Genomic DNA, 23577 nt, shown 5'->3' with positions numbered 1-23577 from the left:
AAAAATGGTGCCCAGAAGAGGACTCGAACCTCCACTCCTTGCGGAACACGGACCTGAACCGTGCGCGTCTACCAATTCCGCCATCTGGGCTGGTGCGGGCTCAATAAGCGGGCAAGCGATTGCTGTCAACGCGCTTTTTTCGAAGGCCGCCACTCGCCGACTCAGTTTCGGGCGTCGGCGCTGCCCCTCACCTGCCTGCCGGCATCCTCTCCCCGTATAGGGACGGGGAGAGGGGCGCTCTCACCGACGATTCGCCAATTATCGGCGTTGCAAAAAGAGCGCCAGCGTCGCGGTCGGCTTCTTTCTCCCCGTCACTATACGGGGAGAAATGCCCGGCAGGGCAATGAGGGGCGGCTCCAATGTCACAATTGGCAGAAATAACAGAAGCTCAGCCTTCCAGCACTTCCTTCGAGGCCACGGTCGAATCGGCATTGAGCTGGTAGATCACAGGCACGCCGGTGCCGAGCTCCAGCTTGACGATCTCCTCGCCCGACTTGCCGTCCAGCGCCATGATCAGCGCGCGCAGCGAGTTGCCGTGGGCGGCGACCAGCACCGTGCCGCCGCGCAGCACGTGCGGCTGTAGATCGTGCAGGTAGTAGGGCCAGACGCGGGCGCCGGTGTCCTTCAGGCTTTCGCCGCCGGGCGGCGACACGTCATAGGAGCGGCGCCAGACATGCACCTGCTCCTCGCCCCATTTCTGGCGTGCGTCGTCCTTGTTGAGACCGGAGAGGTCGCCATAGTCGCGCTCGTTGAGCGCCTGGTCGCGAATGGTCTTCAGGTCGCTCTGGCCGACCGCGTCGAGAATGTGCTGGCAGGTTTTCTGCGCCCGGACCAGCGCCGAGGTGAAGGCGATGTCGAATTTCAGGCCGCGCGCCTCGAGCTTCTGCCCGGCGGCCTTGGCCTCGGCGTGGCCCTGCTCGGTCAGGTCGACGTCACGCCAGCCGGTGAACAGGTTCTTCAAATTCCATTCGCTCTGGCCGTGGCGAACGAGCACGAGAGTTCTCGACATTTTTGCTCCTCTGGGGTCTGAGCGTTCAAGGAAAGTGTGTAGCGGTTTTCCGTCCGGACTTGCCTAGGAACGAAGATGGTTCAGGGTCGTTTCAGGCAAGCCCGAGCACGTCGCGCATCGAATACAGTCCCGGCTTCCTGCCGCGCGCCCACAGTGCGGCCTTGACGGCGCCGCGGGCGAAGATGGCGCGGTCCTCGGCATGGTGGGACAGCGTGATGCGCTCGCCGGTGCCGGCCAGGATCACGCTGTGGTCGCCGACGACCGAGCCGCCGCGCAGGGCGGCGAAGCCGATCGAGCCGGTTTTTCGCACACCCGTATGGCCGTCGCGTGAACGCACTTCGTTGCCGGCCAGTGCGATGCCGCGCCCGGCGGCGGCGGCTTCGCCGAGCAGAAGCGCCGTGCCCGAAGGCGCGTCGACCTTGTGCCTGTGGTGCATTTCGAGGATCTCGATGTCGAAATCATCGGCATCGAGCGCGCGCGCCGCCTGCTCGACCAGCACCGCCAGCAGGTTGACGCCGAGGCTCATATTGCCCGACTTGACGATGGTCGCGTGGCGCGCGGCGGCGGCGATTTTCGCATTGTCGTCGGCCGAACAGCCGGTCGTGCCGATGACATGGACGATGCGCGCCTGCGCCGCGTAGCCGGCGAACTCTACCGTGGAGGCCGGAGTGGTGAAATCGAGCACGCCATCGGCCCTGGCGAAGACTGGTAAAGGATCGCTGCCGATCGCCACATCCATGCGGCCGACGCCGGCCAGTTCGCCTGCATCCTTGCCCAGGTGAGGCGAATCCGCGCGCTCGACTGCGCCGATGACGCGGGCGCCCGGAATGGCGTGGATGGCACGGATCAGCGTCTGGCCCATGCGGCCGGCCGCGCCCACCACCACAAGGCCCATATCGCTGGTCGGCTCGCCCGATGTTGCCGATGTTTCGCTCATGCCGTGCTCCCGGCGACGTTCTGGGTTTCCAAATCCTGAACCGAAGTCTCGACCGGCGCGCTGTCGTCGACAAGCCCCAGGCCCTTGACGCCCTGTATCCGGTGGAAACGGGCATAGACGCTGTGCGGGTCGGCCATCAGCGAGGCGTGCGTACCCTCCTCGACCAGATGGCCCTGTTCCAGCACGATGATGTGGTCGGCATTGACCACGGTCGAGAGGCGGTGCGCGATGACGATGGTGGTGCGCCCTTCCATGACCTTGGTGAGCGCCTGCTGGACCCGGGCTTCGGCCTCGTTGTCGAGCGCCGATGTCGCCTCGTCGAGCAGCAGGATCGGCGCCTGGCGCACGATGGCGCGGGCGATCGATACGCGCTGGCGCTGGCCGCCGGACAGCGTGGCGCCATTCTCGCCGACCGGCGTGTCATAGCCTTGCGGCTGCTGGCGAATGAATTCGTCGGCCGCGGCCAGTCGCGCGGCCTGTTCGATCTCGGCATCGGTGGCCGAGGGGCGGCCATAGCGGATGTTGTCGCGGATGGTGCCTTCGAACAGGTAGGGGGCCTGCGAGACATAGGCGATCGAGCCGCGCAGCGACTGTTTGGTGACCTTCGAGATATCCTGGCCGTCGATCGTGATCGTGCCGCTCTCGACGTCGTAGAAGCGCTGCAACAGCGCCACCAGCGTCGTCTTGCCGGCGCCGGATGCGCCGATGACGGCGGTCATCTTGCCGGCGGCGGCGACAAAGCTCAGACCCTGCAGGACCGGTGCCTCCTCGACATAACGGAAGGATACGTTGTCGAAGCGCACTTCGCCCGTGGTGAAATGCGCCTGCGTGGCATCCGGGGCGTCGCCCTGCTTCGGCTCGAGGTCGAGCAGTTCGTAGATCATGCGTGCATTGACCAGCGCCCGCTCCATGCCGACCTGCATGCGCGCCAGGCGCCGTGCCGGGTCATAGGCCAGGATCAGCGCGGTGATGAAGGAAAAGACCGCGCCCGGCGGCTGCCCGAGAACGAGCGCCCGGTAACCGGAATAGGCGATGACGGAGGTGACGGCGAGGCCGGCCAGCATATCGGAAATCGGCGCCAGCCGTTCGGAGACGCGGGCAATCTTGTTGGAGCGCTGTTCGGCGTCGCTGGCGAGCTTGCCGATGCGGCCCGCCAACTCGTCCTCCATGGTGAAGGCCTTGACGATGGCGATCCCTTGCGTGGCTTCCTGCACGGCGCCGATCAACCGCGAATTGATCAGCACGGATTCGCGGGTTATGCGCCGCACGCGACGGGTGAGGTAGACGACGGCCCAGATCAGCGGCGGCCCGATCAGCAGCGAACTGAGCGACAGAACCGGATCCTGGTAGACCATGACGCCGAGAAGCCCGATCAGCGTCACGGCGTCGCGGGTGATCGAGGTCAGCGTCAACGACAGCAGGTCGCGGATGCCGCCGACGTTTTCGTTGACCTGCGCTGCCAGCCGGCCGGAACGTGTGTCGTTGAAGAAGCCGACGCCGAGCTTCATCAGGTGATCGAAGATGCGCTTCTGGTAGCGCGCCACCAGATTGTTGCCGATCTTGGCCAGCGCCACCGCCTGGCCATAGCCGGCGAAGCCGCGCAGCAGGAAGGCCGCCATGAAGCCGGCGCAGATCCACACGATCGCGTCGCCACGCCGTTCGTAGAAGATCTGGTTGACCATCGGGGCCATGATCCAGGCCGTGAAGGCGGTCGTGCCCGAAACGATCAGCGAACAGGTGATGACCATGACATAGGTCCAGCGATAGTCATGGCTGTTCTCAGCGAGAATGCGGCGCAGCACCGCTGTGACCTCGCCAGGCCGGGCTTTTTGTTTGTTTGGAATTTGAAGTGTCAAATCAGAAGGCTTTGTCGGTTTCCGCTGCCCGTGGCGGGCATTTCGGCACCCCTATTAACGCCAAGCAGCAGGCTTGCCTATGCCTTGGGGTGACTAACTTCGTCGCGCCAGCGCCGGCCCGCCGTCTGGACGCCGAACAGCGAGGGGTTCCTGGCATAGGCGGCAAGGCCGAGGAGCGCCGCCAGCGGATGGGTGATGACATAGACCGGCATGGTGCGCATCAGCGCGCTGTGCGGCGCCTTGTCCTCGAAGGCGGCGCGGAAATTGCCCTCCTTCAATGCCGGCACGATCTTTTGCGCGATGCCCCCGGTGAGGTACACGCCGCCCCGGCTCATGAACACCAGCGCAAGGTCACCCGCGGTGCGGCCGAGGCAGGTGACGAAGGTCTCCAGCGCTTCCTGCGCCACAGGATCGGTCTTGGCCAGCGCCGCAGCGGTGACCTCGGCCGGCGTGGTGAAGGGCGACGGCTTGCCGTCCGCCTTGGCCACCGCCCGGTAGACGTTGACGAGGCCGCGTCCGCACAGGATCTGTTCGCCCGAAATGCGACCCTCGAGCTTCTCGATATGCGGGAACACCTCGAAATCGCGCGGCGTGCGCGGCCCGATATCCATATGGCCGCCTTCGCCGGGCACCGGTATCCAGTGATGCAGCGCATGGACCAGCCCGGCGACGCCGAGACCGGTTCCCGGACCCAGCACGACGCGGCCGGCATTGGGCTCCGGCGTGCCGCCGCCGATCTTTTCCATATGCTCTTCGCCAAGCGCGACGACGGCCAGCGCCTGCGCCTCGAAATCGTTGAGCACGACGATGTCGCTCAAGCCGAGACTGGCGAACATCTGCCTAGGCTTGACGACCCACGGGCAGTTGGTGAGCTCGATCTCGTCGCCGTCCACCGGCCCGGCCACCGCCAGCACCGCCGAATTGGGACGGACCGAGGAGCGGTCGAGCACGGCCGCCTGGATCGCCTCGTCGATGGTGTTGTAATTGGCGGTCTGGACGATGGTCGGCTCGCCGGCCTCGGAGTTGGCGTCGAGCACGATCGAAAAGCGCGCATTGGTGCCGCCGATATCGCCGATCAGGATCGGAAATCGCAGCAAAGTCTCGTCATCGGCTGTGCTTGGCATGCTCTCGTCCGTTCCCCGTCCGGGCTACGTGCCGCTGTTTTCCCGTTGACTAGCGCATGGCCTTGCAAAGGGAAAGCCGCTTGCTTTCAGTTCCAGGACAATCGCTTCGAATTTGAATCCGATCCTTGCGCCGTCGGCGCCGCCCCTCACCTGCCTGCCGGCATCCTCTCCCCGTATAGTGACGGGGAGAGGGGGCTGCCATCGATGGTTTTGCCAATCGCTGACGTGGCAAAGAGGGCGCCGAGGCTGCGGCCAGGGCGATGAGGGGCGGCGCCGACCTCGGCAATCAATCGTCAATTGCCGGGCCGTGGCCGTGGCACCGGCACGCCGACCTCCGGTGTCGCCATGAAAGCGTTCACAGCGCTTGGCAGGCCGGCCGTGCTGCTGGCCGTCACAGCAGGCAGCGCCGGCGCTTCGGGTTCGGGCGCCGCCACCGCGATCGGCACCGCGTCGCCATGATAGGTCGCGGCCTCGGCCGAGGCAGGCCCCGGCGCGTCGAGCACGGCGCGGCATTCCCTGGGCAGGTTGGCCATCGTCATCAGGTCGCGGGCCTTGGGCGCATCGGGGTTCTTGTTGGGCCGCCACGGCTCTTCGGTGAACCACCAGGCCAGCGGCTTGCCGCAGCCGTCGTCATCCGGTGTCGCCTCCTGCGCCTTGCAGTTGGGCGAGCCCGGCTGGCAGCCGATGCGCATGTGGAAATGATAGTCGTGGCCCCAGAACGGCCTGATCTTGCGCAGCCAGGAGCGGTCACCCTTGACGGTGTCGCAGAGCTTTTTCTTGATGCCCGGATTGACCAAGATGCGCTCGACCTGCGGATAGCTCGCCGCGCGCTTCAGCAACGCCGTGTGCTGCGGCGTCCATAGCGCGTCCTTCACCAGATGCGTCTTCTCGTCGACCATCAGCGTGGCGCTCATGGTCTCGCGCTGCGCCCTGGTCATCGTGCGGTCGGGCATCGGCGTCAGCCAGATGTCGGCGTCGAGCCCGATCTGGTGCGAGGCATGGCCGGTCAGCATCGGCCCGCCGCGCGGCTGCGCGATGTCGCCGATCAGCAGACCCGGCCAGCCGTCGGCGGCCGCGTCGCGCGACAGTTTCTCGATCAGCGCGATCATCGCCGGATGACCCCAGCGACGGTTGCGCGATGGCCGCATCACCTGCCAGGTCGGCCCATCCATGGGAATGGCGACGCCGCCGGCAAAGCAGCCCTTGGAATAGAAGCCGAAGGATTGAGGGGCGGTAGCCGTCGGCAGTTTCTCGGCGCCGAACAGGTCTTTTGCCCGTTCCTCGGCCGCTGCCGGTTGTGGGGCGAGACCGGTCAATGCGAACAGACCAAGCGCGGCGGCGAACAGTGATTTTTTTCCGAGAGACGTCGCTGTCTTCATGAAACCGGATCCACAAACCCCAAGCCCGAATCATAGCACGCAACATGCGACGCTTCGATCGCTCTAGCTTTTGGGGCAATTCCGGACGGAAAACCGTTTCACACTTTTCCTGGAATTGCTTATCCCTTCATCGGACTGCGCGGCGCGCCGTCGCGCCAGTCGCCGCTTGCCCACATATGGTCGAAGGCGGCGCGATAGTCGGGAAAGCGAAAACGATAGCCCGCCGCCTTGATCGCCGCATTGGCGACCCGCTTGTTCTCGCCATAGAAGGACCGCGCCATGGGCGAAAGTTGCGCGTTCTCGAACGGAATTTCGGGCGGCGGCTCAACCCCCATCAGCGAAGCGGCATAGGCGACGACATCCTGCGGCGGCGCCGGCTCATCGTCGGTGACATTGAAGATGCCGCCCGTATTGCCGCCGATCAGATGCCACAGCGCGCCCGATATGTCGTCGCAATGGATGCGGTTGAACACCTGGTCCGGCTTGACCAGGCGTCTGGCCGTGCCGTTTTCCAGGTTGACCAGCGCGTTGCGGCCCGGACCGTAGATGCCCGACAGCCGCAGGATCGCCACCGGCCGGTCAATGTCCCGGCCGAGCTTCAGCCAGGCCTGCTCGGCCTCGACCCGCATCACCGAACGCTTCGAAACCGGCCGGCACGCGGCCGTTTCATCGACCCAGGCACCGCCATGATCGCCATAGACGCCGACGGTCGAGAGATAGCCGATCCACTTCAGGTCAGGCATCCCCGCGATTGCTTCCCGGGCGGCATTCAGCACGGGATCGCCGGTTTCTTCCGGGGCGATCGAAATCACCAGATGGGTGGTTTTCTCCAGCGCATCGCCGATGTCGCCCGTCAACCTCCCATCGAACTGCAGTGGGTCGATGCCGGCCTGCCGCAGCGCATCGAATTTTTCTTCAACGCGTGTCGTGCCGACGATCGTGGCGGCTCCCGTATTGGCGCGGGCAAAGGCCTTACCCGAATAGCCGGCGCCGAAGATGAAGACCTGCTTTTCGCTCATGCATGCGTCCTGTTTGGCCGCGCCAGGCGCCATTCCTCGCGGACGGCGCCATCGCTCTCGCTCTTCAGGCCGTTCGCGGCCCGTTCGGCATATTCGGTTTCCGGCACCAGCCGCGCCAGCGCCCATATTGCCGCGCCCCGCACCAGCGGCGAGGCGTCGCCGAGCAGGTCCCGGACGATGCCGGCAAGGGCGGCCTCGCCGGAATTGCCGGCGGCGATAAGCACGTTGCGGACAAAGCGGTCGCGGCCGATGCGCTTGATCGGCGAGCCGGAGAAGAAGGCGCGGAAGCCAGCATCGTCGAGGGCCAAAAGGTCGGCGAGCGCAGGCTCGCGCAAATCGTCGCGCGCGGCGAGCTTGGCCTCCGAAGCCGCACTTGCGAACTTGTTCCACGGGCAAGCGGCCAGGCAGTCGTCGCAGCCATAAATGCGGTTGCCGATAGCCTCGCGGAATTCATGCGGGATCGGTCCCTTGTTCTCGATGGTGAGATAGGAGATGCAGCGCCGCGCATCGAGCCTATAGGGGGCGGGGAATGCGTCGGTTGGACACGCGTCGAGGCAGGCGCGGCAGGAGCCGCAATGGTCGATCTCGGCCCGGTCGGGTGCGAGCTCGGCCGTGGTGAAGATGGTGCCGAGGAACAGCCAGGAGCCGTGTTCGCGGCTGACCAGATTGGTGTGCTTGCCTTGCCAGCCCAGGCCTGCTGCTTCCGCCAGCGGCTTTTCCATGACGGGCGCGGTATCGACGAACACCTTCACGTCGCCGCCGGCGCGTGCGACGATCTTGCCGGCGATTTCCTTCAGCCGGCCTTTCATCACCTCGTGGTAGTCGCGGTTCTTCGCGTAGACCGAGATCGCGCCACGGTCGCGCCTGGCCAGCACATCGCGGGGGTCATGGTCCGGCCCATAATTCATCGCCAGCACTATGATCGAGCGCACGTCGGGCCACAGCGTCGAAGGCTCGCTGCGGCGCTGGAGCGTCTCGGCGATCCAATCCATGGAGCCATGAAAGCCGTCGGCGACGAATTCGGCAAGCCGTGCTGGCGCCAGGGGAATCGCATCGGGAGCGGTGACGGCGACGGCATCGAACCCGGCGCGCCGCGCTTCCGCGTCGATCAGCGCACGCAGTTTTGCCGCGTCAGAAGTCGAGATCCGCATAGTGCGATACCGGCGACAGGCCGCGCACGCGGTCGGTCAAGAGCGGCCGGAACGAAGGCCGCGACTTCACCCGCGTGTACCATTCGCGCGCGGCGGGGTGTTCGCGCCAGTCGATCTCGCCGAGATAGTCGAGCACCGACAGCGTCGCGGCGGCCGCCAGATCTGCATAGGTGACCCTGCCGCCGGCCAGCCAATGACGGGTGCCGGCCAGCCAGTTGGTGTATTTCATGTGCTGGCGGATGTTGGCGCGCGCGGCGCGGATGGCGCCCGAATCGGGCGAACCGCCGCCAGCGGTTTCCGGCATCACCGGCTTCAGCACGCGCTCGCGCACGAGGTGGCGGGTGACTTCGCCTTCGGCCTTGTTGAGATACCAGTCGATCAGCCGGCGGATTTCGGCGCGCTGCATCGGGTCCTCGGCGAACAGCCGCTTGTCGCGCTTCAGCACGCCGCGCGTCTCGTCGAGATATTCCGAGATGACCGTCGCACCGATGATCGGCACGTCACCCTCGGCCAGCAGGATCGGCAGCGTGCCGGCCGGATTCAGCGCCAAGAACTCCTTGCGGCGCGTCCACGGCTTTTCCTCGATCAGCGCCAGCTCCTCGCCATACTCGCCAAAGGCGAGGCGGACGAAGCGGCAGGTGGCGAACATGGGATGGTGGAAAAGCGTCAGCATGGTTCCGCGATGATAAAGCGCACTGGTTCAGAATCCGGAATTCGCGCATCGCGCTCGTCCCAGGTGTGGCGAATTCCGGATTGCCACACTGGCGAATCGCAAGGCGCACCGGTAAGTCTTGGCCGCCCGGTTAGCGGGCCGTCAGGGGTGTTGCGACCTATAGGGGGACTTCGGCGCCATGACAAGCAAGCCATTCCGTTAGCCGTCACGCCAATGCCGAGGTAGAAATGGAAAGCCAGACCATCGTCGAAGCCCTGCTGCTCGGCCTGCTGGAGGGACTGACCGAATTCATCCCGGTGTCCTCGACCGGCCATATCCTGCTCGCGGGCCATTTCCTCGGCTTCCAGTCGACCGGCAAGGCCTTCGAGATCCTGATCCAGCTCGGCGCCATCCTGGCCATCCTCAGCGTCTATTTCCGGCGCCTGTGGCAGATGCTGCTCGACCTGCCGCATGACCGGCTGACGCGGCACTTCGTCATCGGCATCCTCATCGCCTTCCTGCCGGCCGCGATCATCGGCGCGCTGGCGCACGACTTCATCAAGACGGTGCTGTTCGAATCGCCGCGACTGATCTGCATCATGCTGATCATCGGCGGCGTGGTGCTGCTGGTGGTCGATCGCATGAACCTCAAGCCGGTCTATCGCGACGTCGAGCGGTTTCCGACCAGGCTTTACCTGCAGATCGGGCTTTTCCAGTGCCTGTCGCTGATCCCCGGCACGTCCCGCTCCGGGTCGACCATCGTCGGCGCGCTGCTTCTGGGCGTCGACAAGCGGGCGGCGGCGGAATTTTCCTTCTTCCTCGCCATCCCGACCATGGTCGGCGCCTTCGCCTTCGATCTGTTCAAGAACCGCAACGTGCTGACTTCTGCCGACCTGCCGATCATCGCCATCGGCTTCGTCGCCGCCTTCGTCACGGCGCTGTTCGTGGTCCGCTTCCTGCTCGATTACGTCTCGCGCAACGGCTACTCGCTGTTCGGCTGGTGGCGGCTGGTGGTGGGGATTGTCGGGTTGGTGGCGCTGATGGTTTGGGGGTGATTGCAAGGGCAATCGCGTCGGTTTGAATAGGCGCGTTATCAGAAGTTTGCGCTGCCCCTCACCTTCCTGCCGGCATCCTCTCCCCGTATAGGGACGGGGAGAGGGGCGCTGTCATCTGCGATTTCGCCAATTACAACGGTTGCAAGAAGGGCGCAGTCGCTGCGGCCGCTCCCTTCTCCCCGTCACTATACGGGGAGAAGTGCCCGGCAGGGCGATGAGGGGCGGCACCGCCTTTTGTAATCTAGCTCCTCCCATAAAACGCATTCGGGACATGCACCGGCCACCGCCAGGGCAGCACGGCAACCATGTCGAAGCGCATCGACAGCCTGCCATAGTCCGGCTGGCGCGACAGCCAGATGTCGGCCGCACCCTCGATGCGGCGCTCCGATTCGTGGCCGATCGCTTCCATGGCTTCGATCAGCGTGCGGCGCGCCTTGACCTCGACGAACAGGACGAGGTCGCCACGCCGTGCGATCAGGTCGATCTCGCCAAAACGCGTGCGATGGCGGCGCGCCAGGATGCGGTAGCCCTTCAGCATCAGCGCGGCAGCCGCCAGCCATTCGCCGCGATGGCCGCGCCGGTAGGCCTTCTGGCGGCTGGCGCTCGGGCGCTCAGCCACCGCCGGCTCCGGAACTTTGCTCGACCATGATCTCTGGACAAACGAAACCGTTTGTCCGAGAAAACCGCGCTCCACTTTTTGGGGTCATGGCCTGTCCCTGAGTTCCAGCAGCCGCCGATACAGCGCCTGTTTCTGGCCGCCGGTCATTTTCGCGGCCTCCGCCGCCGCCTTGGAGGCCGGCATTTCGGCGGCGAGCGACAAAAGCAGACGGTCGATGTCTTCGGGTTCGTTGGCCTTGGCCTCGGCGGGGCCGATGCAGACGACGATCTCGCCCTTCGGCGTATCGGCCGCCGCATAATGGTCGGCGAGCGCCCGCAGCGTACCGGTGCGCATCTCCTCGAAGGTCTTGGTCAATTCCCGGCCGATGGCGGCTTGGCGTTCGCCGCCGAGCGCTTCGACCATGGCGCCGAGCGACTCGGCCAGCCGGCGCGGCGATTCGAAGAAGATCAGCGTCGCCGGCACGGCTTTCAACGCTTCCAGCCGCGACAGCCGCTGGCCAACCTTGACCGGCAAAAACCCGGCGAACAGGAAGGCGTCGGACGGCAGGCCGGATGCGGTGAGCGCGGCAAGCGGCGCCGAGGGCCCGGGAATCGGTACGACGCGAATGCCATGGTCGAGCGCCTCGCCGACCAGCCGGTAGCCGGGATCGGAGACCAGCGGCGTGCCGGCATCCGAAATCAGCGCCACGCTCTGGCCGGCTTCGAGTGCCGCGATCAGTTTCGGCCCGGCCTCGCCGGCATTGTGTTCATGATAGGCTGATGTGCGGCGGCGAATGCCGTAGCGGTCGAGCAGCACGCGCGACACGCGCGTATCCTCGCAGGCGACGATGTCGGCGGCGGCCAGCGTCTCCAGCGCGCGCAACGTGATGTCGGCCAGGTTGCCGATCGGCGTCGCCACCAGATAGAGCGCCGGATCGAGCGGACGGGCGGCGATCTCGGTCTGCCCGACCACATAGCTGCGCCTGCCCGTCTCGCCAGTCACCGATGCCGTCTCCGTTCAGGCCTGTTTGGCCTGCCAAATCCTGTTTGGCATGGCTGGCGCCGGCTTGCAAAACTCACACCGATGTAAGGCAATCGCCATTCCTTCGCCACAGTAGGGAACGAAACCGGTCTTGGCAGATTTAGCCCCTGATTCCGAAGGGAGGGCAGGATGGACAGCCTGACGATACAGGACGCTTTCGAGCCCTATTATGCCGGCCGCAGCCGGATGGCCGCACGCCAGGACAAGCGGCTGCCAGCCCGGAACGACACCAGCCTGACCAAGCAGGCCGCGAGCGCCTTGCCGACAAACGTCAGGCTTTCCGACAACGAAACCGACAGCACGACGGAGCACTGACCGGACGATGCCCAATCGCTTCGATATCTTCATCACCCGTCTTGAAACAAAAAGCGCCCGCAACGGCGCACCCTTACCCTCTTTGGGCGACCAGCATCGCGGCCGCCGCGACAAGGACAACGCCAAGCCGGTGCGCTCCGTAGAGTCCCAGGCCGAGAAGGAGCGCGGAAAGCACCGCCACAAACACGACGCCTGATCTGGCTCGGATCGGCGAGGCGGCCGCCGAAGGCGGAGAGGTGAACGCCGGGCCGGGCGCTCAGTCCAGATATCGTGAAACGCGGGCCTTCAGAAGCGCTATCAGCTCCGGGTCCATGAACTCGTAGTCGTCCGCTATGTCGAGGCAGATCACCTTGGCCGCCTTCAGGCCGGCCTTGAATTTCTTCTGCAATTTCGTGCGGTGGATTTTCTCCATGACAAAGATGATATCGGCCCAGGCGACCAGCTCATGCGTCAGCGGCTTTTCGGCATCGTGATTGGTGCCGGCCGAGGTGACTTCGATGTCGCGCCGCGTGGAAAACACCTGCTCGGCGGTCGGGCTGCGCAAGCGGTTCTGGCTGCAGACGAAGAGGACGTTTTTCAAAGGTTCTCGGCTTCCTAGCTCAGCGTCTTCGCAGCTGTGACATTGGAATTACTCATCAAACATTTCTCGTATCGACTTGGTTAGCGGAATATATTGATCCGGGGTTAGCCCGTAGAGCTCGAACTCTATCGCGTAATCGCGCGGCAACGCCCTCAGATTTATGCCGACATAGGTAAGAAAACTCCGGATCACATCGAATTCACTCATGCCGGATGGTTTTGTCCTAGAGATAACCTTCTGGTTTCTAATGATTACGGCATCGGCTCGATAGAGATCTTCGTCGTCCTGCGGTTTCGAAATTTCGGTTAATCCAAATTCGAAGACATCATCCGTGTTTACAGTGCGGAACGTCTCATGGATCACGAATTTCATGGCGCACCCTTGTTCGAAACAGCGTTATGGCCATCAGCTAGGCAAGCCAGATATCTATCAGCCTTCCTCAATCAGAGAAATTGCCAATTTCCGGCCGACGACTTGGGATCTAGTTAGCGCGCCAGATCCGCCACCACGGCGTCGAGCACGATCATGCCGGCGGGCGTGGCGCGCAGGCGCGCATTGCCGATCGGCGCCACCAGCCCCTCCCCCTGCAGCACCGACAGCCGCGCGCTCGACAGGCCGCGTCCGGAAAACGCCTCGTAGCGCGAGAGGTCGATGCCTTCGGCGAGGCGCAGCCCCATCAGCAGGAACTCGTCCGCCTCTTCCGAGCGCGTGAGGAGCTCGCCGCCGGTGATGCCATGGCCCTTGGCCTCGACCAGATTGGCCCAGGTTTCCGGCATCCGTTCGGCGATCGTCACCACCCGATGGCCGTTCTCGACGAAGCGGCCATGCGCGCCGGGGCCGACGCCGATATATTCGCCGTAGCGCCAGTAGGTCAGATTGTGCCGGCTCTCGGCGCCCGGCCGCGCGTGGTTGGAAATCTCGTAGGCCGGCAGGCCGTGCGCCGACGTGATTTCCTGCGTCAACGCGTAGAGGTCGGCGGCGTGATCGTTGTCTGGAATGATGAATTTCTTCGCCGCGTGCAGCGCATGGAAGGGCGTGCCTTCCTCGATGGTCAGCTGGTAGAGCGACAGGTGGTCGGCGGCATGGCCGATCGCCTGTTCGAGCTCCGCCTGCCAATCCTGTGGCGTCTGCCCGGGGCGCGCATAGATCAGGTCGAAGGACAGGCGCGGAAAGATTTCGCGCGCGAGCCCGATGGCGTGCAAGGCTTCCTCGACATTGTGCAGCCGGCCGAGAAAGCGCAAATCCTTGTCGTTCAGCGCCTGCACGCCGAGCGAGACGCGGTTGACCCCCGCCGCCCTATAGCCGCGGAAACGCTCCGCCTCGACCGAAGACGGGTTGGCCTCGAGCGTCACCTCGATGCCGTCAGGCACCGTCCAGTTCCTGGCCACCGCGTCCAGAATCCTGGCCACCGTTTCCGGCTTCATCAGCGACGGCGTGCCGCCGCCAAGGAAGATGCTGGTCACTTCGCGCGGCCCGGTGCGCTGGCGCATCGTCGCCAACTCGGCCTCGAAGGCGGCGGCGAAGCGCTCCTGGTCGACCGGCTGGTGGCGGACATGGCTGTTGAAGTCGCAATAGGGGCACTTGGCCGCGCAGAACGGCCAATGCACGTAGACGCCGAAGCCGGGACTGCGGTCGAGCAGCATGCTCATGCCTGTCCCAATCTCGCTTGGGCGAATTTCTGGAAGGCGCGGGCGCGGTGCGACAGCGCCGTCGCCTGGCCGGGTTTCCAGCCGTGCTTTTCCTTCGCGCTCATCTCGCCGAAGGTTTTGTCGAAGCCATTGGGCAGGAACACCGGATCGTAGCCGAAACCGAGCTCGCCGCGCGGCGGCCAGACCAGCGTGCCCTCGGCCTCGCCCCGATAATATTCGGCCTCGCCGTCGGGAAAGGCGAGGCAGATGACGGCGACGAAGCGGCCCGTGCGCCGTTCGGGCGTGGCCGCGCCGACTTCCTGCAGCGCCACTTCGGTGCGCTGCATGGCCATGGCGAAATCGCGCGATCCGTCCGGCGTCTCGGCCCAGTTCGCGGTATAGACGCCGGGCGCGCCGTCGAGCGCGTCGACGCAGAGGCCGGAATCGTCCGACAGCGCCGGCAGGCCGGTCGCCTTCGCGGCGGCGAAGGCCTTGATGTAGGCGTTTTCCTCGAAGGTGGTGCCGGTTTCGTCCGGTTCGGGCAGGCCATACGCCTTGGCCGATTTCGCCTCGAAGCCGAACGGACCCATCAGGTCGGCGAATTCGCGCAGCTTGCCTTCATTGTGGCTAGCGACGACGATCTTCTTGCCATCGAGTGAATGCATCAAAGGCCCCAGATTCTTGGCTCGGCGAACTCGATCGAATTGCCCGAGGGGTCGCGTATATAGATCGAACGACCGCCTTGCGGCCATTCGAATTCGCTTTCGATAGCGATTTTCTTCGCCTGAAGATGGGCTTTCCAGCCGTCGATTTCAGCGGCGCTGGCGGCAAAGCACAGATGGCCTTCGCCGATAGCGCCGTGCGGCGGCACTTTCAGCTTCGCGTCCGGTGCGGGCGGAATTTTGGTCGCCTCGGGGTTGAAGATGAGCAGGACGCCTGTGCCGCAGCGGAAGAAAAGGTGGCGGCCGTCGACCTTGCCGAGCGGCTTGAGACCGAGGACGTCGGTGTAGAAGTGCTCAGCGGCGTCGAGGTCGGTGACGTAGAGGGCCGATTCCAGGATGGCGGAGGGTATCACGAGGCGCCCCCCTCTGCCCTGCCGGGGATCTCCCCCACGAGGGGGGAGATCAGCGGCCATCGCGGCTTTCGCCAATCATTTGCGTTGCAGGATTGAGTGGAGCGCCGAAGCTGCCAATCTCCCCCCATGTGGGGGAGATGTCCGGCAGGACAGAGAGGGGCGCTCAAGCTCGACATTTCGAAATTACGCCACCGCCATCTGCTGCAGGCTGACCAGGCGGGAAATGCCCTTCTTGGCCAGGCCCATAAGCGCGGCGAACTGGTCCTCGGAGAAAGGTTCGCCTTCGGCGGTGCCCTGGATCTCGACGATGCCGCCCTTGCCGGTCATGACGAAATTGGCGTCGGTGCCGGCCGAGGAATCCTCGACATAGTCGAGGTCGATGACCGGCTGGCCGTCATGGATGCCGCAGGAAATCGCCGCGACATGGTCCTTCAGCACCTTCGAAACGCTGGCCATCTGCCGGGCTTCCATCCAGCGCAGGCAATCATACAGCGCCACCCAGCCGCCGGTGATCGAAGCGGTGCGGGTGCCGCCATCGGCCTGGATGACGTCGCAGTCGACGGTGATCTGCTGTTCGCCCAGCGCCTGCAGATCGACCACAGCGCGCAGCGAACGGCCGATCAGGCGCTGGATTTCCAGCGTGCGGCCGCCCTGCTTGCCGGCGGAGGCCTCGCGGCGCATGCGCTCGCCGGTCGAGCGCGGCAGCATGCCGTATTCGGCCGTGACCCAGCCCTTGCCGGAATTGCGCATCCAGCCCGGCACCTTTTCCTCGAGGCTCGCGGTGCACAGGACATGGGTGTCGCCGAACTTCACCAGGCAGGAGCCTTCTGCGTGCTTGGAGACGCCGCGCTCGAAGGATATAGCGCGCATTTCGTCGAATTGGCGTTTGGAGGGGCGCATTCAGCCTGCTTTCTTGTCATTTTTGAATCGTGGCCGGCTTTTAGACGCAAGGGGGGCAGCGCGCAAAGGAAAACGGACCGGTGATCCGACACGGACCCCGGGGTGATCCGACACGGACCCCGGGGTGATCCGACACGGACACCCGGGGTGATCCGACACAGACACCGGTTGCGCGCGGCCCACCGAAGTCTATATCCTTGAACCGGAGGTTTTTGGCCGAATGACCAAGGCAGTCGATCCCGCGTCGCAGTCGCCCGCGCTTCAATCGCTCGACATGCGCTCGCGCGACATCTTCCGGCGCATCGTCGATTCCTATCTGAGGGACGGCGAGCCCGTGGGCTCGCGCAGCCTGTCGCGCATCCTGCCGTCCTCGCTGTCGCCGGCCACCATCCGCAACGTGATGAGCGACCTCGAGCATCTCGGGCTGATCTACGCGCCGCATATTTCGGCCGGGCGCCTGCCGACGCAGGCCGGCCTGCGCTTCTTCGTCGATGCCTTCATGGAGCTCGGCGACCTCTCCGACGAGGAGCGCCGCACCATCGAAGCGCAGGTGCGGGCCTCCGGCTCGGGCGCGACGCTGGAGCACATGCTGACCGAGGCCAGCCAGATGCTGTCGGGCATGTCGCGCGGCGCCGGCCTGGTGCTGGCGGCCAAGAACGAGGTGGCGCTGAAGCATATCGAGTTCATCCAGCTCGAGCCGACCAAGGCGCTTGCCGTGCTGGTGTCGCAGAACGGCGACGTCGAGAACCGCGTCGTCGACCTGCCGGCCGGCATCACCGTTTCGCAACTGCACGAGGCTTCGAATTTCCTCAACGCGCATATTCGCGGCCGCACGCTGGCCGAGGCTCGGACCGAGATCGCCCGCATCAAGGAAGAAACGAGGGCGGCGCTCGACACGCTGTCGCAGGACCTCGTCGAGAAGGGACTGGCTGTGTGGGCGGGCGCCGAAAGCGGGCTGCCGGCACGACTCATCGTACGCGGCCGCGCCAATCTGCTCGAAAACGTCACCGCCCAGGCCGACATCGAATTGCTGCGCCATCTGTTCGAGGACATGGAGACGCAGGATGGGTTGATCCAATTGCTCGACCTGGCCGAGGAGGGATCGGGCGTGCGCATCTTCATCGGTTCGGAAAACAAGCTGTTCTCGCTGTCGGGCTCGTCGCTGGTGGTGGCGCCCTATCGCGACAAGGACGCCCGCGTCGTCGGCGCCCTCGGCGTCATCGGCCCGACCCGGCTCAACTATGCCCGCATCGTGCCGATGGTTGATTATACGGCGCAGCTGATATCGCGCATGCTTCGCTAGGTGTATTGATATTCGGGTGAAGCCGGCCTGCAAACGGTGGCTTCCTGCGCTTCCGGTGCCCACGTACTTAAGTACGCTCCGCTCCGGTTCTCGTAAGCCACCGTTTTCGACTCGGCCTGACCCGAATCTCGACACCTTTGGTGCGACACCGAAGGACCGGCTGCAAAGGAGAAAAAGAATGGCGCTGGAATCATTCAAGGCCCAGATCAGCCTGCTGCTCGAAGAGATGGTGAACCAGCCGGAGGACCAGCACGAAATTCAGGAACAGCTGCGCGAAAAACTGCGGGAAATGCGCGCCATGGGGCTGCCGTTGCCGGCCGATCTCGTGGAACTGGAAAAACGCCTGGACGACGATTTTTACGCCGCCGGGACCTGATTCCAGAAGTTTGCTCACCGTGCGTGACGGAACCCACGGACAAACCGATCGTTGATTTCTCCCACGACCCACTGGAGGAAGTGATGCGATTGGCCGGACTGGCGATGTCCGCACTGTTTCTCACGACCGCGGCTCTCGCCCAGCAGGCCGATCAGCCCGTGCTCAAAGGCCCGGCAGCCTTCGGCGACTGGCGCGCGGACAAGCCCGGCGTGCGCCGGTTGATCAAGCCGGAAGACTTGCCGAGGCCCTATGTCACCAAATCCGCTTCGAACAGCGCCGGCCTGACGGATAGGCCGCAAGACGCCAAGCCACAACTGCCGCCCGGCTTTTCGGCGGAACTCGTCGCGTCCGGCATCGACAATCCGCGTGTGGTGCGCGTCGCGCCGAACGGCGACCTGTTCGTCGCCGACAGCGAAGCCAACCAGGTCCGTGTCTACCGGCTGACGAACGGAAGCGCGAAAGCCGCGGAGAAAAGCATCTTCGCCGGCGGCCTCAACCGGCCCTACGGCATCGCCTTCTATCCGCCCGGCAATGACCCGCAATGGGTCTATGTCGCCAACAGCGACAGCATCGTACGCTTTGCCTACCGCAATGGCGACCTGAAGGCCTCGGGCGAGCCGCAAACCATCGTCGACAACATTCCGGCGAATCACCACTGGACGCGCGACATCGCCTTCTCGCCCGACGGCAAGACACTTTACCTCTCCGTCGGCTCCGGCTCGAATATCGCCGAGGACATGGGCAAGAGACCCAGAGGCGGGCTCGACGCGTGGGTCAAGTCGAAGCCGCTCGGCGCCAGTTGGGGTGCCGAGGCGGGCCGGGCCGAGGTGCGGGCCTTCGACCCCGATGGCGGGAATGGACGCATCGTCGCCACCGGGCTGCGCAACTGTTCGGGCATGACCGTGCAGCCGGCGACCGGTGCGCTGTGGTGCGTCGTCAACGAGCGCGATGCGCTCGGCGACAATACGCCGGCCGAATACGCGACGACGGTCAGGGAAGGCGCCTTCTATGGCTGGCCCTGGTATTACATCGGCAACAATGAGGACCCGCGCCACAAGGGCGCGCGTCCCGACCTCGCCGGCAAGGCTGACATTCCCGATGTGCTGATGCAGGCGCATTCGGCGCCGCTCAACATCGCTTTCTACGACGGCAAAAGCTTTCCGGCCGAGTATCAAGGCGATGCCTTCGTGACCCTGCATGGCTCCTGGAACCGCGGCAACAGGACCGGTTACAAGGTCGTCCGCCTTCTGTTCAAGGACCGCAAGCCGACCGGCGAATACGAGGATTTCATGACCGGCTTCGTCGTCTCAAATGGCGAGGTCTGGGGCCGGCCGGTTGGCGTGGCGGTGGCCAAGGACGGGGCGCTGATCGTCACCGAGGACGGCAACGGCACGATCTGGCGCGTGACTTATAGTGACGGACGGTCCTGATCCGTCTATTGGCAGCCCTGGCCCCCCATCAGGTCTCACAGAGGTCTGGTGCAATCGAATCCATTCCTCGGTAAATTCAATTCCATTCAGATATATGCGATAAAGCGCCCTCATCCGAGACCACATCCATGACACTCACCGGCTTTCTCGCCTACAGCGCCGCGCTCGGCGTCGCCGCCGCCATCCCGGGCCCCGGCGTCACAGCGCTCGTCGCACGTGCGCTCGGCTCCGGCTTTCGCTCGTCGCTCGCCATGTCCTTCGGCCTGATGCTTGGCGATCTCATCTATCTGACCGCCGTGGTGCTGGGCCTGGCCTTCGTCGCACAGGAGTTCGGCATGGTTTTCCTGGCGATCAAATGGGCCGGCGTCGCTTATCTCGCTTTCCTCGGCTGGCGCTTCTGGACCGCTGGTATCACGCCCGAAACCATCGAAGCCAGGAAGGGCAAGGGCGGCTTGCCGTCGAGCTTCATCGCCGGGTTGACCGTGACGCTCGGCAATCCAAAGACGATGATCTTCTACCTCGCCATCACGCCCACCATCGTCGACCTGAAGACGATCACGCTTGCCGACTACGGCATTCTCGTCGCGCTGACGGTCGTCGTGCTGTTCGTCGTGCTGGTGCCTTACCTGGCGCTGGCGGCCAAGGCGCGCTGGTTCCTGAAGTCGCCGCGCGCGCTCAAGGTGCTGAACCGCACCGCCGGTGCCTTCATGGTTGGCGCCGCGGCGGCGATCGCTGCTCGTCAGTAGGCCTTTTGGCCAAACCATTCCCTGGCCCGGCTGTTTCGAGAAATGGTTTTCCGGGGGCCAGGCGTTTTCAGCACGCGCCCCACTCGGATATTTTCGAGCCGCAGCCTATCTTGCGCGGCTGAAAGCCCTATTCTGTCGGCTACTGCCAATTGCCTGAAATCCAGGGAGCGAAACCAATGAACAAGCCCGTCACTTCAGCCCGCGTGCCCGGCCGCGGCCGTATCTACGATTCCGTCACCGACACGATCGGCGATACGCCCCTGGTACGGCTCGACAAATTCGCCAAGGAGAAGGGCGTCGTCGCCAATCTGGTCGCCAAGCTCGAATTCTTCAATCCGATCGCCTCGGTCAAGGACCGCATCGGCGTGGCGATGATCGAGGCGCTGGAGGCAGCCGGCAAGATTACCCCCGGCAAGACCACGCTGATCGAACCGACATCCGGCAACACCGGCATCGCGCTTGCCTTCGCCGCCGCCGCCAAGGGCTACAAGCTGATCCTGACCATGCCGGAGACGATGTCGGTCGAGCGCCGCAAGATGCTGGCGCTGCTCGGCGCCGAGCTGGTGCTGACCGAAGGCCCGAAAGGCATGAAGGGCGCCATCGCCAAGGCCGACGAACTGGCCGCGACGATCCCCAACGCCATCATTCCGCAGCAGTTCGAAAACCCGGCCAATCCGGAAATCCACCGCAAGACGACAGCGGAGGAAATCTGGAACGACACGCAGGGCGAGATCGACATCTTCGTCGCCGGCATCGGCACTGGCGGCACCATCACCGGCGTCGGCCAGGTCTTGAAGAAGCGCAAGCCCGCGCTGCATGTCGTCGCCGTCGAGCCGGATGCCTCGCCGGTGCTGTCGGGCGGCCAGCCCGGCCCGCACAAGATCCAGGGCATCGGCGCCGGCTTCGCGCCAAAAATCCTCGACACCACGATCTATGACGAGATCGTCAAGGTCTCGAACGAGGATTCCGTCGCCAATGCGCGCCTCATCGCCCGCCTCGAAGGCGTGCCGGTCGGCATCTCGTCGGGCGCGGCCCTGCAGGCGGCAATCGTCGTCGGCTCGCGGCCCGAGAACAAGGGCAAGACCCTGGTGGTGGTCATCCCCGACTTCGCCGAGCGGTATTTGTCGACGATCCTGTTCGAGGGGCTTGGGGCTTAGGTTTTCAATACCCAGGAATAGCATGCGCCGGCGGGCCAGCGCCCCCCTCTGCCCTGCCGGGCATCTCCCCCTCGAGGGGGAGATTGGCAATTTCAGCCCCGCGCTCGTTCTTCAGCGTCGAAAATTGGCGAAAGCATTCATGACATCCGATCTCCCCCCTTGAGGGGGAGATGTCCGGCAGGACAGAGGGGGGGCTGGCCCGCCAGCCTCACTGGTCCTGCACCGTGAGCCTGGCCCGCTGAAAAACTCCCCGTGGCCGCCGGCACGCCGCTTGAGCCGACCCCTGCTTCCGGTTCATATCACCTCCGGCCCGCGAGAAGACGGCCGGGGGAGGATTCCATGTACAAGCTCTATACGCGTCCCGGCAGCGGCGGCTTCGTCGTCGAGGCGGCGCTGGCGCTGATCGATGCGCCTTTCGAACAGATCGACGTGCCGAAGAGCGAGGCGCCCGATCCGGCCTTCCTCGCCATCAGCCCGTTGAACCAGGTGCCGGTGCTGACCTTGCCGGACGGATGCTCGATCACCGAATCGGCGGCGATCTGCATCCTTCTCGCCGAGCGCCACCCGCAGGCCGGCCTGGCGCCGGCGGCCGACGCGCCCGCCCGCGCGGAATTCCTGCGCTGGATGGCGTTCATGTCCTCGGCGCTCTACCCGGCGATCCTGCGGCTCTACTACGCCCATCGTTACACAGCGGATGCGGACGGTACCAAGGCGGTGAAACAGGCGGCGGTCGCCGAAATGGACCGCGGTTTTGCCGTCGTCGATGCCGCCTTACATGGCCGCGACTGGCTTGTTGGCGATAAGATGTCGGTGGCCGACATCTATCTCGTCATGCTGGTGGCCTGGCATCCCGACATCGACAGAGCGCGGGCAGCCTGGCCCGATATCGAACGCCTGTGGGCGCGGTTGCGGGAGCATCCGATTTTGAAGACGCTCAACACGTCGCACGGGATGTGGCCGGCCTGAACGGACGGACCGAAAAGCGCCCGGGCTCCGGCACCTCACTGTGTGAGCGCGGCGCGTTTTTCCTGCAGGAAGCGGCGCACCGCCGGATCGCGCTCGAGGCCGATCGCGCGGTCATAGGCTTCGACCGCCTGCGGTCCCTGGCCGAGCCTGGCCAGCAGGCCGGCACGCGCGGCCCAGTAGGGCTGGTAGTCATTGAGCCGCTTGTCGTCGCCAAGCACGTAAAGGGCCGCCAGCCCCGCCACCGCGCCCTCTGTCTCGGCGATCGCCACCGCGCGGTTGATCGCCACGACCGGCGATCCCACAATCGAGAACAGCGCTTCGTAGAGCTCGCGGATCGCGCTCCAGTCGGTGCGGCCGGTCAGCCGCCGCGCCGCATGGACGGACTGCACCGCCGCCTCCAGCTGGTAGCGGCCGATGACGCCCTTGGTCGCGGCGCCGCGAAGACAGGCTTCGGCCTCGTCGACCAGGGTATGATCCCAGAGTGCATGATCCTGCTCGGCAAGCGGCACATAATCTCCGGCCGGGTCGCGCCGCGCGGCGCGCCGCGCCTCGGCGAACAGCATCAGCGACAGCAGGCCCAGTGCCTCCGGCTCGTCCGGCAGCAGCGAGGCCACCAGCCGGCCGAGCCAGATACCTTCGGTGGCGAGGTTACGGCGCCGCGTCTCGGTGCCGGCCGGGTCGGACCAGCCTTCCGCGAAAGCGGCGTAGATCGCCTCCAGCACCGCGTCCAGCCTTTCCCCGAGTTCGGTCCGCTCCGGCACGCGGAACGGAATGCCAGTCTCGCGGATGCGGCTCTTGGCGCGCACCAGGCGCTGGCCCATCGTGGCCGGCGAGAGCAGGAAGGCGGAAGCGATCGTCGCGGCATCGAATCCAAGGATGGTCTGCAGGATCAGCGGCGCCCGCACGCCGGGTTCGATCGCCGGATGGGCGCAGGCGAACATCAGCCGCAATCGTTCGTCGGGCAGGTCCTCGTCGGTCATGCGCGCTTCCGCCTCCTCGGCAATCAGCTTGAGATGGTCACGGCCGGCTTCGCTGGTCAGCCGCCGCCGCACCGCATCGACACGCCGCCGCCTTGCCACGGCGAGCAACCAGGCTTCCGGCTTTTCCGGCACGCCGGTGCGCGGCCAGCGTTCGAGCGCCGCCGCAAAGGCGTCGGCCAGCGCGTCCTCGGCGGCGGCCACGTCGCGCGTGCGCGCGGCGAGCCAGGCGACCAGCTTGCCATAGCTCTGCCGGGCGGCGGCCTCGGCGGCCGCCCGGGCGATCTCCGGGCGAGTGTCCAT

General features: G+C 65.2%; 26 protein-coding genes and 1 tRNA gene. 9 read left to right on the top strand and 18 right to left on the bottom strand.

Features of this window, described 5'->3' with window-relative positions; genetic code table 11:
- Window positions 1–5: 5 nt before the first annotated feature.
- The 9 genes from FJW08_RS21690 to FJW08_RS21645 all read right to left on the bottom strand — a co-directional run bounded on the left by FJW08_RS21690 (window position 6) and on the right by FJW08_RS21645 (window position 9148).
- Window positions 6–90 (bottom strand) — tRNA-Leu (locus FJW08_RS21690).
- 298 nt (window positions 91–388) lie between these two features.
- Window positions 389–1009 carry a 2,3-bisphosphoglycerate-dependent phosphoglycerate mutase gene (locus FJW08_RS21680; RefSeq protein WP_140764976.1) on the bottom strand — a complete coding sequence of 207 codons (621 nt, stop codon included), beginning with the start codon at window positions 1007–1009 and terminating at the stop codon, window positions 389–391.
- Between the two features lie 91 nt (window positions 1010–1100).
- Window positions 1101–1946, bottom strand: coding sequence for a 4-hydroxy-tetrahydrodipicolinate reductase (gene dapB, locus FJW08_RS21675; RefSeq protein WP_140812213.1), 846 nt, complete (start codon window positions 1944–1946; stop codon window positions 1101–1103).
- Window positions 1943–3802, bottom strand: a complete 1860-nt coding sequence (locus FJW08_RS21670) for an ABC transporter ATP-binding protein (RefSeq protein ID WP_140812212.1) — start codon at window positions 3800–3802, stop codon at window positions 1943–1945. Before FJW08_RS21670 ends, dapB begins: the two co-directional genes overlap by 4 nt.
- A 77-nt stretch (window positions 3803–3879) precedes the next feature.
- On the bottom strand, window positions 3880–4926 hold the full coding sequence (locus FJW08_RS21665; protein ID WP_140812211.1) for a glucokinase: 1047 nt from the start codon (window positions 4924–4926) through the stop codon (window positions 3880–3882).
- A 293-nt stretch (window positions 4927–5219) separates the two neighbouring features.
- The gene (mepA, locus tag FJW08_RS21660) at window positions 5220–6305 is read right to left on the bottom strand and encodes a penicillin-insensitive murein endopeptidase (RefSeq protein WP_140812210.1); all 1086 of its coding nucleotides are present in this window, start codon (window positions 6303–6305) and stop codon (window positions 5220–5222) included.
- Between the two features lie 119 nt (window positions 6306–6424).
- On the bottom strand, window positions 6425–7324 hold the full coding sequence (locus FJW08_RS21655) for an SDR family oxidoreductase (RefSeq protein WP_140812209.1): 900 nt from the start codon (window positions 7322–7324) through the stop codon (window positions 6425–6427).
- Window positions 7321–8475, bottom strand: a complete 1155-nt coding sequence (queG, locus tag FJW08_RS21650) for a tRNA epoxyqueuosine(34) reductase QueG (RefSeq protein ID WP_140812208.1) — start codon at window positions 8473–8475, stop codon at window positions 7321–7323. Before queG ends, FJW08_RS21655 begins: the two co-directional genes overlap by 4 nt.
- Window positions 8456–9148, bottom strand: coding sequence for a glutathione S-transferase family protein (locus FJW08_RS21645; protein WP_140764996.1), 693 nt, complete (start codon window positions 9146–9148; stop codon window positions 8456–8458). The genes queG and FJW08_RS21645 overlap by 20 nt, the downstream gene beginning before the upstream one ends.
- Window positions 9149–9375: 227 nt before the next feature.
- On the opposite strand from FJW08_RS21645, the gene FJW08_RS21640 reads away from it, so the two are divergent.
- Entirely contained in the window at window positions 9376–10182 is an 807-nt protein-coding gene (locus tag FJW08_RS21640) for an undecaprenyl-diphosphate phosphatase (protein WP_140764999.1), read from the top strand.
- 241 nt (window positions 10183–10423) lie between these two features.
- Here FJW08_RS21640 and FJW08_RS21630 read toward each other — a convergent pair whose 3' ends face one another.
- Both FJW08_RS21630 and rsmI read right to left on the bottom strand, forming a co-directional pair.
- On the bottom strand, window positions 10424–10801 hold the full coding sequence (locus tag FJW08_RS21630) for a YraN family protein (RefSeq protein ID WP_015314716.1): 378 nt from the start codon (window positions 10799–10801) through the stop codon (window positions 10424–10426).
- An 84-nt stretch (window positions 10802–10885) separates the two neighbouring features.
- Window positions 10886–11782 carry a 16S rRNA (cytidine(1402)-2'-O)-methyltransferase gene (gene rsmI, locus FJW08_RS21625; RefSeq protein ID WP_140812207.1) on the bottom strand — a complete coding sequence of 299 codons (897 nt, stop codon included), beginning with the start codon at window positions 11780–11782 and terminating at the stop codon, window positions 10886–10888.
- 168 nt (window positions 11783–11950) lie between these two features.
- On the opposite strand from rsmI, the gene FJW08_RS21620 reads away from it, so the two are divergent.
- Entirely contained in the window at window positions 11951–12136 is a 186-nt protein-coding gene (locus tag FJW08_RS21620) for a hypothetical protein (protein WP_140812206.1), read from the top strand.
- A 7-nt stretch (window positions 12137–12143) separates the two neighbouring features.
- The gene (locus FJW08_RS21615; protein ID WP_140812205.1) at window positions 12144–12332 is read left to right on the top strand and encodes a hypothetical protein; all 189 of its coding nucleotides are present in this window, start codon (window positions 12144–12146) and stop codon (window positions 12330–12332) included.
- 60 nt (window positions 12333–12392) lie between these two features.
- Here FJW08_RS21615 and FJW08_RS21610 read toward each other — a convergent pair whose 3' ends face one another.
- The 6 genes from FJW08_RS21610 to rph form a co-directional block, all read right to left on the bottom strand.
- Entirely contained in the window at window positions 12393–12716 is a 324-nt protein-coding gene (locus FJW08_RS21610) for a low molecular weight protein tyrosine phosphatase family protein (RefSeq protein WP_140765011.1), read from the bottom strand.
- A 48-nt stretch (window positions 12717–12764) separates the two neighbouring features.
- Entirely contained in the window at window positions 12765–13088 is a 324-nt protein-coding gene (locus FJW08_RS21605) for a hypothetical protein (RefSeq protein WP_140812204.1), read from the bottom strand.
- Window positions 13089–13201: 113 nt separating this feature from the next.
- Window positions 13202–14365: a radical SAM family heme chaperone HemW gene (hemW, locus tag FJW08_RS21600; RefSeq protein ID WP_140812203.1), complete on the bottom strand. Its 1164-nt coding sequence runs from the start codon at window positions 14363–14365 to the stop codon at window positions 13202–13204.
- Entirely contained in the window at window positions 14362–15009 is a 648-nt protein-coding gene (rdgB, locus tag FJW08_RS21595) for an RdgB/HAM1 family non-canonical purine NTP pyrophosphatase (RefSeq protein WP_140812202.1), read from the bottom strand. Before rdgB ends, hemW begins: the two co-directional genes overlap by 4 nt.
- Window positions 15009–15419 carry a VOC family protein gene (locus FJW08_RS21590; RefSeq protein ID WP_140812264.1) on the bottom strand — a complete coding sequence of 137 codons (411 nt, stop codon included), beginning with the start codon at window positions 15417–15419 and terminating at the stop codon, window positions 15009–15011. The genes rdgB and FJW08_RS21590 overlap by 1 nt, the downstream gene beginning before the upstream one ends.
- A 183-nt stretch (window positions 15420–15602) precedes the next feature.
- Window positions 15603–16319, bottom strand: a complete 717-nt coding sequence (gene rph / locus FJW08_RS21580; protein WP_140765026.1) for a ribonuclease PH — start codon at window positions 16317–16319, stop codon at window positions 15603–15605.
- A gap of 220 nt (window positions 16320–16539) precedes the next feature.
- Here rph and hrcA point away from each other — a divergent pair, with 220 nt between their 5' ends.
- The 6 genes from hrcA to FJW08_RS21545 all read left to right on the top strand — a co-directional run bounded on the left by hrcA (window position 16540) and on the right by FJW08_RS21545 (window position 22297).
- Window positions 16540–17622, top strand: coding sequence for a heat-inducible transcriptional repressor HrcA (gene hrcA / locus FJW08_RS21575; RefSeq protein WP_140765029.1), 1083 nt, complete (start codon window positions 16540–16542; stop codon window positions 17620–17622).
- Between the two features lie 178 nt (window positions 17623–17800).
- Window positions 17801–17998: a hypothetical protein gene (locus FJW08_RS21570; protein ID WP_015314792.1), complete on the top strand. Its 198-nt coding sequence runs from the start codon at window positions 17801–17803 to the stop codon at window positions 17996–17998.
- An 83-nt stretch (window positions 17999–18081) separates the two neighbouring features.
- Window positions 18082–19428: a sorbosone dehydrogenase family protein gene (locus tag FJW08_RS21565; protein WP_181183003.1), complete on the top strand. Its 1347-nt coding sequence runs from the start codon at window positions 18082–18084 to the stop codon at window positions 19426–19428.
- 128 nt (window positions 19429–19556) lie between these two features.
- A complete protein-coding gene (locus tag FJW08_RS21560) occupies window positions 19557–20174 on the top strand; it encodes a LysE family translocator (protein ID WP_140812200.1) in 618 nt (205 codons plus the stop codon).
- A gap of 176 nt (window positions 20175–20350) precedes the next feature.
- A complete protein-coding gene (cysK, locus tag FJW08_RS21555; protein WP_140765034.1) occupies window positions 20351–21331 on the top strand; it encodes a cysteine synthase A in 981 nt (326 codons plus the stop codon).
- Between the two features lie 339 nt (window positions 21332–21670).
- Window positions 21671–22297, top strand: a complete 627-nt coding sequence (locus FJW08_RS21545) for a glutathione S-transferase family protein (protein WP_140812199.1) — start codon at window positions 21671–21673, stop codon at window positions 22295–22297.
- Between the two features lie 35 nt (window positions 22298–22332).
- Here the strand turns inward: FJW08_RS21545 and FJW08_RS21540 are convergent, their stop codons facing one another.
- Entirely contained in the window at window positions 22333–23577 is a 1245-nt protein-coding gene (locus tag FJW08_RS21540; protein ID WP_140812261.1) for an RNA polymerase sigma factor, read from the bottom strand.

It is taken from the genome of Mesorhizobium sp. B3-2-1 (assembly GCF_006439515.1).
GTDB lineage: Bacteria > Pseudomonadota > Alphaproteobacteria > Rhizobiales > Rhizobiaceae > Mesorhizobium.
The sequence above is the reverse complement of the archived record's forward strand: the minus strand, read 5'-3'. Positions and strand labels throughout refer to the sequence as shown.

Bases quoted from the DNA above. Each gene is read 5' to 3' on its own strand.
- mepA (WP_140812210.1), bottom strand. From the start codon at position 6,305: ATGAAGACAGCGACGTCTCTCGGAAAAAAATCACTGTTCGCCGCCGCG.
- FJW08_RS21645 (WP_140764996.1), bottom strand. From the start codon at position 9,148: ATGCTGACGCTTTTCCACCATCCCATGTTCGCCACCTGCCGCTTCGTC.
- FJW08_RS21565 (WP_181183003.1), top strand. From the start codon at position 18,082: ATGCGATTGGCCGGACTGGCGATGTCCGCACTGTTTCTCACGACCGCG.
- FJW08_RS21615 (WP_140812205.1), top strand. From the start codon at position 12,144: ATGCCCAATCGCTTCGATATCTTCATCACCCGTCTTGAAACAAAAAGC.
- FJW08_RS21620 (WP_140812206.1), top strand. From the start codon at position 11,951: ATGGACAGCCTGACGATACAGGACGCTTTCGAGCCCTATTATGCCGGC.
- hrcA (WP_140765029.1), top strand. From the start codon at position 16,540: ATGACCAAGGCAGTCGATCCCGCGTCGCAGTCGCCCGCGCTTCAATCG.
- FJW08_RS21560 (WP_140812200.1), top strand. From the start codon at position 19,557: ATGACACTCACCGGCTTTCTCGCCTACAGCGCCGCGCTCGGCGTCGCC.
- FJW08_RS21665 (WP_140812211.1), bottom strand. From the start codon at position 4,926: ATGCCAAGCACAGCCGATGACGAGACTTTGCTGCGATTTCCGATCCTG.
- rph (WP_140765026.1), bottom strand. From the start codon at position 16,319: ATGCGCCCCTCCAAACGCCAATTCGACGAAATGCGCGCTATATCCTTC.
- cysK (WP_140765034.1), top strand. From the start codon at position 20,351: ATGAACAAGCCCGTCACTTCAGCCCGCGTGCCCGGCCGCGGCCGTATC.
- queG (WP_140812208.1), bottom strand. From the start codon at position 8,475: ATGCGGATCTCGACTTCTGACGCGGCAAAACTGCGTGCGCTGATCGAC.
- hemW (WP_140812203.1), bottom strand. From the start codon at position 14,365: ATGAGCATGCTGCTCGACCGCAGTCCCGGCTTCGGCGTCTACGTGCAT.
- FJW08_RS21680 (WP_140764976.1), bottom strand. From the start codon at position 1,009: ATGTCGAGAACTCTCGTGCTCGTTCGCCACGGCCAGAGCGAATGGAAT.
- dapB (WP_140812213.1), bottom strand. From the start codon at position 1,946: ATGAGCGAAACATCGGCAACATCGGGCGAGCCGACCAGCGATATGGGC.
- rdgB (WP_140812202.1), bottom strand. From the start codon at position 15,009: ATGCATTCACTCGATGGCAAGAAGATCGTCGTCGCTAGCCACAATGAA.
- FJW08_RS21570 (WP_015314792.1), top strand. From the start codon at position 17,801: ATGGCGCTGGAATCATTCAAGGCCCAGATCAGCCTGCTGCTCGAAGAG.
- FJW08_RS21605 (WP_140812204.1), bottom strand. From the start codon at position 13,088: ATGAAATTCGTGATCCATGAGACGTTCCGCACTGTAAACACGGATGAT.
- FJW08_RS21545 (WP_140812199.1), top strand. From the start codon at position 21,671: ATGTACAAGCTCTATACGCGTCCCGGCAGCGGCGGCTTCGTCGTCGAG.
- FJW08_RS21655 (WP_140812209.1), bottom strand. From the start codon at position 7,324: ATGAGCGAAAAGCAGGTCTTCATCTTCGGCGCCGGCTATTCGGGTAAG.
- FJW08_RS21640 (WP_140764999.1), top strand. From the start codon at position 9,376: ATGGAAAGCCAGACCATCGTCGAAGCCCTGCTGCTCGGCCTGCTGGAG.
- FJW08_RS21540 (WP_140812261.1), bottom strand. From the start codon at position 23,577: ATGGACACTCGCCCGGAGATCGCCCGGGCGGCCGCCGAGGCCGCCGCC.